Annotated in this window: 7 protein-coding genes; 5 read left to right on the forward strand and 2 right to left on the reverse strand. The window is 75.4% G+C overall.

Annotation, left to right across the window (positions count from 1 at the left end):
* Positions 1-101: 101 nt before the first annotated feature.
* Positions 102-1,682 (reverse strand): DUF5691 domain-containing protein, encoded by a 1,581-nt coding sequence (locus ABTX81_RS39110; RefSeq protein WP_350555649.1) that lies wholly within the window; start codon positions 1,680-1,682, stop codon positions 102-104.
* A gap of 63 nt (positions 1,683-1,745) precedes the next feature.
* Positions 1,746-3,071, reverse strand: a complete 1,326-nt coding sequence (locus tag ABTX81_RS39115; protein ID WP_350555651.1) for an SWIM zinc finger family protein — start codon at positions 3,069-3,071, stop codon at positions 1,746-1,748.
* 202 nt (positions 3,072-3,273) lie between these two features.
* Here ABTX81_RS39115 and ABTX81_RS39120 point away from each other — a divergent pair, with 202 nt between their 5' ends.
* From ABTX81_RS39120 to sucD, 5 genes are all read left to right on the forward strand, one after another.
* Entirely contained in the window at positions 3,274-4,368 is a 1,095-nt protein-coding gene (locus ABTX81_RS39120) for an ATP-binding protein (protein ID WP_350555652.1), read from the forward strand.
* A gap of 58 nt (positions 4,369-4,426) precedes the next feature.
* A complete protein-coding gene (locus ABTX81_RS39125; RefSeq protein ID WP_350555654.1) occupies positions 4,427-6,766 on the forward strand; it encodes a DUF5682 family protein in 2,340 nt (779 codons plus the stop codon).
* Between the two features lie 86 nt (positions 6,767-6,852).
* The gene (locus tag ABTX81_RS39130; RefSeq protein WP_350555656.1) at positions 6,853-8,058 is read left to right on the forward strand and encodes a VWA domain-containing protein; all 1,206 of its coding nucleotides are present in this window, start codon (positions 6,853-6,855) and stop codon (positions 8,056-8,058) included.
* A 365-nt stretch (positions 8,059-8,423) separates the two neighbouring features.
* The gene (gene sucC / locus ABTX81_RS39135; RefSeq protein WP_350555658.1) at positions 8,424-9,596 is read left to right on the forward strand and encodes an ADP-forming succinate--CoA ligase subunit beta; all 1,173 of its coding nucleotides are present in this window, start codon (positions 8,424-8,426) and stop codon (positions 9,594-9,596) included.
* A gap of 19 nt (positions 9,597-9,615) precedes the next feature.
* The gene (sucD, locus tag ABTX81_RS39140) at positions 9,616-10,500 is read left to right on the forward strand and encodes a succinate--CoA ligase subunit alpha (RefSeq protein ID WP_344331831.1); all 885 of its coding nucleotides are present in this window, start codon (positions 9,616-9,618) and stop codon (positions 10,498-10,500) included.
* Positions 10,501-10,665 lie beyond the last annotated feature (165 nt).

Consider the following 10,665-nt stretch of genomic DNA (forward strand, 5'->3'; position numbering starts at 1 on the left):
GCGGGGCGTCCCCGCCCCCCGCCGGGGGGGGCGGCCCCCCCCGCCGCCCCCCCGCCCCCCGGCCCCGTTCGCGTGGCCCCGTTCGCGTGCGGGGGCGCCGGTCAGGCCGCAAGTTCGGCGAGCATCGCCTCGCGGAAGCGCAGTGTGCCGGCCAGCCGGGCGAAGGTCTCGCCCCAGGCGGTGGCGGGCGCGGCCCCGGCGGCCAGCTCCTCGACCGCCGCGGCGCTCTCCGGGGAGAGCGCGCGCTCGGTCATGCCGAGCACCCCGCTGTGGCTCCACGGGTAGGCGCCGGAGGCGGCGGCCCGGGCCAGCGCCTCGACCACCGCGGTGGACAGCGGCGGCGTCCACGGGGTGGCGCAGGCGCCGAGCAGCTGGAAGGCGTCGCCGAGGCCGTGCGCCTCGATGAAGGCGGCCGTCCAGACGGCCCGTTCGGCGGGCGGGAGCACCGCGAGCAGCTTGGCGGAGGCACCGGTGGCGCGGGCGGGGCGCCCGGGGCCGGGGACCGGCGCGGGGCCCAGCAGCGCGCGCGCCCAGGCGGCGTCCTGCTGGCGGACGGCGGCCCGGGCCCAGGCCTCGCGCAGGTCGTCGGCCCAGGTGCTGCTGGTCTCGTCGATGGCGTCGCCGACCCGCAGGGCGAGCAGCTGTCCGGGCGTCAGGCCGGTGTACCCGGACCAGAGGGAGAGCGGCGCCGCGGCGATCACCTCGCCGAACCACCAGGCCCGTTCGCCGCGCCCGGTGGGAGACTTGGGCGGTATGCCGTCGCGCTGCATGGCCGGGTCGCACGCGGTGGGCGGGGTGACCAGCAGATGCGTGCCATGGGTGGAGAGGCGTACGGCGGCGCGGGCGCGCTCGGCCATCCGGGTGGCCAGCGCGGAGCCGGGCAGGGTGGAGAGCAGTTCGGCGGCGGTGGCCCGGACGTTCTTGCTGCGGTCGCCGAGCGCGGCCTCCAGGAACGGCTCGTCGTCGAGCGACAGGCCCTCCTGGAGGGCGTCCAGGAACAGCAGCCGGTCCTCGGCGCGCTCGGTGGACCAGGTGCCGCCCAGCAGCGCGAGGCCGGCCGCCGGGTCGCGGCGGCGGAGCACCGTGAGATGGGTGACCCGTTCGGCGAACAGGCCCTCGTGCCACAGCTGGTCGCCCTCGGCGGGCACGGTGTCCTGGGCGGGCGGCGGCTCGGGGGCGGCGCGCTGCACGAACCGCCAGTCCGCGTTGCGCTCGGCGAGCCAGCGGCCGAGCGGACCGGCCAGCGCCACCGCGTCGGGGCGCAGTTCGCTGCGGGTGCGGGCGGCGTCCAGCAGGGCCGGGACGCTGGCGGCGGGCGCGCGGAAGCCGCGCTCGCGGGCGGTGCTGAGCCACTGCGGGAGCAGTTCGCCGACGTTGGCGAGCACGCCGCTGCCGCCGCCGCGGGTGGAGAGCAGCAGCGAGAGCCGACGGGCGGCGGCGGTCGGCGGCTCGGGGCGGGGGTCCTCGCCGGCCGGCCGGTCGGCCGGGGCGGCGGCCGGCGCGGGCAGCGCGCCGGCCCGGCGGCGGACCGTCTCCAGGGCGGCGAGTTCGAGCAGCGCGGTGGCCGGGTCGGTGCGGTCGACGGCGCCGTCGTACGGGGCGGCCGGGCCGGGCGCGGGGAGCGGGCGGCGGTCGGTGCCCAGCAGGGCGGTGGTCTGCAGGGACTCCCAGGGGTCGGACACGGGGCCTCCTCCTCCGGTGGAACGGGTGCGGGTGGACGTCGGGTCGGCGGGCGCGGGGCCCGCTCAGGGCGCGGCGAGGCCGATCGGGCGGCCGTCCGGGCCCCAGGCGGTGACCGGCGCGAAGCCGCGGTGGCCGTACTCGCCGAAGACGGTGAGCGGGCGGCCGGTGGAGACGGCGGCGAGCCGCCAGAGCGCGGCCTCCGGGACGGCGGCGCGGTGCACCGGGACGGTGTGCCGGCCGTCGGTGAGGTGCCAGCCCTCCTCGGAGAGCACCGGGACGACCTCGGTGAGCACGGTCGGCCAGGCGTCCAGCCACGGGTCGTCGGCCACCGCGGTGCCGTAGCCGGCCACCGCCTCGGCGACCGACAGGCCGGGCGGCGGGCCGTCGGGCGCCGCCGCGGGGGTGCCGTGGCGGGTGCCGAGGACGGCCCGCAGCGGGCGGGCGCCGGGGTGGAAGGCCAGCTCCGCCTCGACCACCTGGCCGGTGGGCAGGGCGAGTTCGGGGGCCTGCCCGGGGCGGCCGAAGGCGATCAGCAGGGCAGGGCGGCCGGTCTTGGCGCCGCGCAGCCAGAGCCGGCGGGTGGTCAGCCGCTCGTCCGAGCCCCCTTCCATCGGTGAGGTCCGGGTGCCGAGGACCTGCCAGCGGTCCCGGACGGTCGGGCCGGCCAGCAGTTCGGCGGCCTCGGTGGTGTAGCCGACCCGGGCGCGGACGGTCGCGGCGAGCGGCGCGGGCAACTCGTCGAGGCGGGTCGCCGCGGTGGCGAGCAGGTGGAGCATCGCGTACTCCGCCAGCAGCCCCTGCTGCGGTACCGCGTCGAGCTCGCGGACCCGGGTGGCCAGGCCGGGGGCCTGGGCGTCGACCATGCGGGCCGCGACCTCCTCCCAGGGGCCGGCGGTGGACTGGTCGGCGAGGCCGTGCCGGACCCGGTCGGCGAGCCGCAGCCGCAGCTCGGCGGCGCCGGCCGCGACCCGGGCGGAGCGCTTCTCGGCGCGGCGCCGGGCGGCGGCCGGGTCGACCGGCGCCTCCGCCCGCGCGACCCGCTGCTCGGCGCGCTCCTGGCGGCCCTTCAGCCACTCGGCGGCCCAGTCGGCCGGCTCGGCGCCGTCGGGCACGGAGCCGGGCGAGCCGCTCCAGAGCAGCAGCAGCCCCAGGGCGTGCTTGCAGGGGAACTTCCGGCTCGGGCAGCTGCACTGGTAGGCGGGCGTGGCGAGCTCGACGACCGTGCGGTACGGCGTGCTGCCGCTGCCCTTGCACTCGCCCCAGACCGCGTCGCCGTCGGTGCCCGCGGCGGACCAGGGGGCGGGCGCGGAGAGCTTGCCCGCGGCCTTCTGCGAGGCGGCGTCGGGCGCCAGGGACAGGACGTGTTCGGTGCTCCAGCGTTCCTCCATGACCACGACGGTAGGCGGCGGCACTGACAGTCGGTCCGCGGTCCGGTCCGCCGCCCGGACGGCCCGAACTGAGGTCCGGTCAGGATTGTCAGTGGTCGGGTGCATGGTGGTTTCCGCAGGCCGGGACGCCGACCTGGCTCCCCCCGATCATCCCGTCGCCCGGGCACCCGTGTGCCCCCGCGGCCGACCCGAAGGAGCCCCGATGACCGACGTCGTGACCGATGTCCTGCGGCAGCACGCCGAGGACGCGTTCGCCGCCGAACTGTCCGCGCTGGCCGCCCAGGACGACCGTCCGCGCCCGGAGCGCTGGAAGCTCTCGCCCTGGGCCGTCGCCACCTACCTGCTGGGCGGCGAGCTGCCCGACGGCACCGTGATCACCCCCAAGTACATCGGCCCGCGCCGGGTGGTCGAGGTGGCCGTCACCACGCTCGCCACCGACCGGGCGCTGCTGCTGCTCGGCGTGCCCGGAACCGCCAAGACCTGGGTCTCCGAGCACCTCGCCGCGGCGATCAGCGGCGACTCCACGCTGCTGGTGCAGGGCACCGCCGGCACCCCCGAGGAAGCCGTCCGGTACGGCTGGAACTACGCGCAGCTGCTCACCAACGGGCCCAGCCCCGAGGCGCTGGTCCCCTCGCCGCTGATGCGGGCGATGGCGGACGGCCGGATCGCCCGGGTCGAGGAGCTGACCCGCATCCCGGCCGACGTCCAGGACAGTCTGATCACCATCCTGTCCGAGAAGACCCTCCCGATCCCGGAACTGGGCACCGAGACCCAGGCCGTGCGCGGCTTCAACCTCATCGCGACCGCCAACGACCGCGACCGCGGCGTCAACGAGCTGTCCAGCGCGCTGCGCCGCCGCTTCAACACCGTGGTGCTGCCGCTGCCCGGCACGCTGGAGGAGGAGGTCGAGATCGTCAGCCGCCGGGTCGAACAGCTCGGCCGCTCCCTGCAACTGCCCGAACTGCCCGGCGGCGCCGAGGAGATCAGGCGCGTGGTGACCGTCTTCCGGGAGCTGCGGGCCGGCATCACCACCGACGGCCGGACCAAGGTGAAGACCCCCAGCGGCACCCTCTCCACCGCCGAGGCCATCTCGGTGGTCACCAACGGCATGGCGCTCGCCGCCCATTTCGGCGACGGCGTGCTGCGGGCCGGCGACGTCGCGGCCGGCGTGATCGGCGCGGTGGTCCGCGACCCGGCCGCCGACCAGCAGGTCTGGCGCGAGTACGTCGAGGGCGTGGTCCGCGAGCGCGACGGCTGGAAGGACTTCTACCGCGCCGCCCGTGAGAACGCCCGCTGAACGGCACGACCGTGCACCGTACGACCGCAACCTCGGAAGACTCGGGAGGGAGGGCGCGATGAGCGCAGAGGTGACGCTGCTCGGCGTCCGGCACCACGGCCCCGGCTCGGCCCGCTCGGTGGCCGCCGCGCTGGAGCAGCTGCGACCGGACGCGGTCCTGGTGGAGGGGCCGCCGGAGGCCGACCCGATCCTCGGGCTGGCCGCGGAGAAGGACATGGTGCCGCCGGTCGCGCTGCTGGCCCACGCGGCCGACGACCCGGCCCGGGCCGCGTTCTGGCCGTACGCCGAGTTCTCGCCGGAGTGGGTGGCGATCCGCTACGCCGGCGAACTCGGCGTCCCGCTCCGCTTCATCGACCTGCCGGCCGGCTACGCCTTCGCCGACACCGGTGACGAGGACGGCGAGCCGGACGGCGAGGACCCCGACCTGCCGCGCGACCCGATCGCCCGGCTGGCCGAGGCCGCCGGCCACGACGACCCGGAACGCTGGTGGGAGGACGTCGTCGAGCACCGCCGCCCCGGCGACGGCGAGGACGCGCTCGCGCCCTTCGCGGCCGTCGCCGAGGCGATGGCGGCGCTGCGCGAGGACGGCGGCGCCGGCCGCCGCGACGAGCGGCGCGAGGCGTACATGCGCCAGCAGATCCGCGCCGCCCGCCGGGCCGGCCACCAAAGGATCGCCGTGGTCTGCGGGGCCTTCCACGTCCCCGCGCTGGCCGCCATGCCGACCGTCGCGCACGACAGGGCACTGCTCGCCGAGCTGCCGAAGAAGGTGCGCACCGAGGTCACCTGGGTGCCCTGGACGCACCGCCGGCTCTCCCAGCTCACCGGCTACGGCGCCGGGATCGTCTCCCCGGGCTGGTACCACCACCTGCACCGCACGGAGGGCGACCCGCTGCCCGGCTGGCTCACCCGGGCCGCCGATCTGCTGCGCTCCGAGGACCACCCGGTCTCCTCCGCGCACGTCATCGAGGCCGTCCGGCTGGCCCGCACCCTCGCCGTGCTGCGCGGCCGTCCACTGGCCGGGCTCACCGAGACGCTGGACGCCGTCCGCGCGGTGATGTGCGACGGCTCGGACGTCGCCCTCGCGCTGGTCCAGGACCGGCTGGTGATCGGCGACGCGCTCGGCGAGGTGCCCGACGCCGCGCCCGCCGTCCCGCTCCAGCGCGACCTGGCCCGGCTCCAGCGCACCCTGCGGCTCAAGCCCGAGGCCGCCCCGCGCGACCTCGACCTCGACCTGCGCAAGGAGACCGACGCGGCCCGCTCCCGGCTGCTGCACCGGCTGCGCCTGCTCGGCGTCGACTGGGGCGTGCCGGCTTGTTCCTCGGTCGCCTCCACCGGCACCTTCCGGGAGAGCTGGCGGCTGTGCTGGCAGCCCGAGTTCGCCGTCCGGATCGCCGAGGCCGCCCAGTGGGGCACCACGGTCGAGCGGGCCGCCGTCGGCAAGGCGGTCGGCACCGCCCGGGCCGCGGTCGAACTCGCCGAGCTCACCGGGCTGGTGGAGACCTGCCTGGTGGCCGGGCTGGCCGAGGCGCTGCCCGCGGTGATGCGGGTGCTCGCCGACTGCGCCGCGCTGGACACCGACGTCGCCCAGCTGGCCGGCGCGCTGCCCGCTCTGGTGCGCGCGCTGCGCTACGGCGACGTCCGGGGCACCGACGACGGCGCCCTCGGCGAGGTCGCCGCCGGCCTGGCCGACCGGATCTGCGTCGGCCTGCCGCCCGCCTGCACCGGACTGGACGCCGCCGGAGCAGCCGTGATGCGCGGTCACCTCGACGAGGTGCACGGCGCGATCGGCCTGCTGGACCAGGCGGACGGACCCGTCGCCGGAGCCGCCGCCGGCCTCGCCGACCGCTGGGCCGGCACCCTGCGGGCGCTCGCCCGGCGCGAGCCGTCCGGCGGACCGGCCACCGGTGTCCCCGGCCTGCTGCGCGGACGCGCCGTCCGACTGCTGCTGGACGACGGCCGGCTGGATTCCGCGGAGGCCGGGCGGCGGCTCGGACTGGTGCTCTCCGTCGCCAACAGCCCGGCGGACGCGGCCGGTTGGATCGAGGGATTCCTGACCGGCGGCGGCGCGCTGCTGCTCCACGACCCCCGGCTGCTCGGCCTGCTCGACAGCTGGCTGACCGGTGTCCCGGCGGAGGTCTTCACGGATGTGCTGCCGCTGCTGCGGCGGACCTTCACCACCCTGGAGGCCGGGGTCCGGCACACCGTCGGCAGCCGGGTGGCGGCCGGCCCGCTCGGCCCCGGGAACGCCGAACCGGCGGGGGAGAGCACCGAGGTGGACCGGCTGCGGGCCGCCGCCGCGCTGCCCGTGGTCGCCCTGCTGCTCGGGTTGCCGGAGGTCGCCGGGGAGCCCGGCGACCTCCCGCGGATCCCCCGGCAGGCCGGGGGCCGCGACAGCTGACGGCGCCGCCGTCCCGCCCCGTCCGTCCCGTCCCCGCCGCGGACCGCGAACCGCAGACCGCAGAACCGCACGCAGAGGAGCCCCCGATGGCAGTCAGCACCCCCGGCGCCGCGCCCGCCGCCGACCCCGGCACCTCCGCCGACGAGCGGCTGCGCCGCTGGCGGCTGGTCCTCGGCGGCGAGTCCGACGGCACCGGCCGCGCCCTGCACGGCCGCGACGCCGCGATGGACGGCGCGCTCGCCGCGCTCTACCGGGGCGCCGCCGAGGACGGCCGGGCCGGGCAGCCGCGCTCCGGCCGCCGCAGCGCCGGTCTCGGCGGCTCGGCCCCGCAGGTGGCCCGCTGGCTGGGCGACATCCGCGAGTACTTCCCGGCCACCGTCGTCCAGCTGATGCAGCAGGACGCCATCACCCGGCTCGGCCTGGAGCAGCTGCTGCTGGAGCCCGAGATGCTGGAGGCCGTCGAGCCGGACGTCCACCTGGTCGGCACCCTGCTCTCGCTCAAGCACGCGCTGCCCGAGACCACCCGGGAGACCGCCCGCGCGGTGGTCGGCCGGGTGGTCGCCGACCTGGAGCGCCGGCTCGCCGACCGCACCCGGGCCACCCTGGGCGGCGCGCTGGACCGCAGCGCCCGGGTGAACCGCCCGCGCCACCGCGACATCGACTGGGACCGCACCATCCGGGCCAACCTGAAGAACTACCTGCCGGAGCACGGCACCGTCGTCCCCGAGCGGCTGATCGGCTACGCCCGCGCCCAGCGCGCGGTGAAGAAGGACGTCATCCTCTGCATCGACCAGTCCGGCTCGATGGCGCCGTCCGTGGTGCACTCGGCGGTCTTCGGCGCCGTGCTCGCCTCGATGAAGAGCCTGGACACCCGGCTGGTCGTCTTCGACACCTCGGTGGTCGACCTCACCGAGCAGCTCACCGACCCGGTCGACGTGCTCTTCGCGACCCAGCTCGGCGGCGGCACCGACATCAACCGCGCGCTCGCCTACTGCCAGTCCCGGATCACCCGGCCGGCCGAAACCGTCGTCGTCCTGATCAGCGACCTCTACGAGGGCGGCATCCGCGACGAGATGCTCAAGCGGGTGGCCGCGATGAAGGCGGCCGGCGTCCAGTTCATCGCCCTGCTGGCGCTCTCCGACGAGGGCGCGCCCGCGTACGACCACGCGCACGCCGCCGCGCTGGCCGCGCTCGGCGCCCCGGCCTTCGCCTGCACCCCCGACGTCTTCCCGGAGATCATGGCGGCGGCGATCGAGAAACGCCCGATCCCGGTACCGGACCAGGGGGTGTGAACGGAGGGTGTGAACGGAGCTGTCGGCGCACCCGTCAATGCGACGCCGTCGGACTCACCCGAACGGCAGAACCCGGGGCGCGGCCGGGCGGGGCCGCCCGGCCGGGCGCCCGGCGTACGCCCCCTAAGCTGTCTGTGACGGTTCTCACCAAAGACGGGCAGGCCCCGGGCGAAACACGCCCGTCGTCCGGGGATAACCTGCCAGACGGACGTGACGCGCGTGTTGATTGACGTGTGCGCCCGTGGCTGTGTGGGCCGCAAGGCCGTACTTCTGCGTACCCGCACCGCCCCGACGACCCGCAGCGAAGATCCTGCCGTGGCACGCTCGTAGAGACACAATCCGCGACCACGAACAAGGACAAACACGTGGACCTGTTCGAGTACCAGGCGAGGGACCTCTTCGCCAAGCACGGTGTTCCCGTGCTTGACGGCGATGTCATCGAGACCGCCGCAGACGCTGCCGCCATCGCGGAGCGCTTCGGCGGCCGCGCCGTCGTCAAGGCTCAGGTGAAGGTGGGTGGCCGAGGCAAGGCCGGCGGCGTGAAGCTCGCCGCCGACCCGGCGGACGCCGTCGCCAAGGCCGGGCAGATCCTCGGCATGGACATCAAGGGCCACACCGTGCACAAGGTGATGCTGGCCCAGACCGCGGACATCCAGGAGGAGTACTACGTCTCCTACCTGCTCGACCGCGCCAACCGCACCTTCCTGGCCATGGCCAGCGTCGAGGGCGGCATGGACATCGAGGAGGTCGCGGCCACCAAGCCCGAGGCCCTCGCGAAGATCGCCGTCGACGCCAACGAGGGCGTGACCGCGGCCAAGGCCCGCGAGATCGTCGAGGCCGCGAAGTTCCCGGCCGAGGTCGCCGACCAGATCGCCGACGTCCTGCAGACCCTGTGGACCGTCTTCATCAAGGAGGACGCCCTCCTGGTCGAGGTCAACCCGCTGATCAAGTCCGGCGACGGCAAGATCATCGCGCTCGACGGCAAGGTCTCCCTGGACGAGAACGCCGACTTCCGCCAGCCGGAGCACGAGGCGCTCGAGGACAAGGCCGCCGCCAACCCGCTGGAGGCCGCCGCCAAGGCCAAGGGCCTCAACTACGTCAAGCTCGACGGCGAGGTCGGCATCATCGGCAACGGCGCGGGTCTCGTCATGAGCACCCTCGACGTGGTCGCGTACGCCGGTGAGAAGCACGGCAACGTCAAGCCCGCCAACTTCCTCGACATCGGTGGCGGCGCCTCCGCCGAGGTCATGGCGAACGGCCTGGAGATCATCCTCGGCGACCCCGACGTCAAGTCGGTCTTCGTCAACGTCTTCGGCGGCATCACCGCGTGCGACGCGGTCGCCAACGGCATCGTGCAGGCCCTCGCCCTGCTCGAGGAGAAGGGCGAGGCGGTCACCAAGCCGCTGGTCGTCCGCCTCGACGGCAACAACGCCGAGCTGGGCCGGCAGATCCTGACCGACGCCAACCACCCGCTCGTCGAGCAGGTGGACACCATGGACGGTGCGGCCGACCGCGCCGCCGAGCTGGCCAACAAGTAAGGAAGGGGACTTTCACACCATGGCTATCTTCCTTACCAAGGACAGCAAGGTCATCGTCCAGGGCATGACCGGTTCCGAGGGCATGAAGCACACCCGCCGCATGCTCGCCTCCGGCACCCAGATCGTCGGCGGTGTCAACCCGCGCAAGGCCGGCACCACGGTCGACGTCGACGGCACCGAGGTGCCCGTCTTCGGCACCGTCGCCGAGGCCATCGAGAAGACCGGTGCCGACGTCACCGTCATCTTCGTCCCGCCGGCCCACACCAAGAGCGCCGTCGTCGAGGCCATCGACGCCGAGATCGGCCTGGCCGTCGTCATCACCGAGGGCGTCCCGGTGCACGACACCGCCGCCTTCTGGGCCTACGCCGGTTCGAAGGGCAACAAGACCCGGATCATCGGCCCGAACTGCCCCGGCCTGATCAGCCCCGGACAGTCGAACGCCGGCATCATCCCGGCGGACATCACCAAGGCCGGCAAGATCGGCCTGGTCTCGAAGTCCGGCACCCTGACCTACCAGCTCATGTACGAGCTGCGGGACATCGGCTTCACCTCGGCCGTGGGCATCGGCGGTGACCCGGTCATCGGCACCACCCACATCGACGCCCTCAAGGCGTTCCAGGAGGACCCGGAGACCGAGCTCATCGTCATGATCGGTGAGATCGGCGGCGACGCCGAGGAGCGGGCCGCGGCCTTCATCAAGGAGAACGTGACCAAGCCGGTCGTCGGCTACGTCGCGGGCTTCACCGCCCCCGAGGGCAAGACCATGGGCCACGCCGGCGCCATCGTCTCCGGCTCCTCGGGCACCGCGCAGGCCAAGAAGGAGGCCCTTGAGGCCGCCGGCGTCAAGGTCGGCAAGACGCCGTCCGAGACCGCCCGCCTGGCCCGTGAGCTGATCAAGGGCTGACACCCTCCCGCTCGCACACCACAGCGCCCCCGCCCGGACCTCCGGCCGGGGGCGCTGTGTTGTCGCCCGCTCGCCTCCGGGTCGCTCCGGCCCGGTGCCGACGGTCGGCGGGCGCGGCGCCACCTCCTTCGTCGGCGGCTTGGCCCTTCTCCCTTTCGGCACCGG

The organism is Kitasatospora sp. NPDC097605, from assembly GCF_040302725.1.
Taxonomy (GTDB): Bacteria; Actinomycetota; Actinomycetes; order Streptomycetales; family Streptomycetaceae; genus Kitasatospora.

Bases quoted from the DNA above. Each gene is read 5' to 3' on its own strand.
- ABTX81_RS39130 (WP_350555656.1), top strand. From the start codon at position 6,853: ATGGCAGTCAGCACCCCCGGCGCCGCGCCCGCCGCCGACCCCGGCACC.
- ABTX81_RS39115 (WP_350555651.1), bottom strand. From the start codon at position 3,071: ATGGAGGAACGCTGGAGCACCGAACACGTCCTGTCCCTGGCGCCCGAC.
- ABTX81_RS39125 (WP_350555654.1), top strand. From the start codon at position 4,427: ATGAGCGCAGAGGTGACGCTGCTCGGCGTCCGGCACCACGGCCCCGGC.
- sucD (WP_344331831.1), top strand. From the start codon at position 9,616: ATGGCTATCTTCCTTACCAAGGACAGCAAGGTCATCGTCCAGGGCATG.
- ABTX81_RS39120 (WP_350555652.1), top strand. From the start codon at position 3,274: ATGACCGACGTCGTGACCGATGTCCTGCGGCAGCACGCCGAGGACGCG.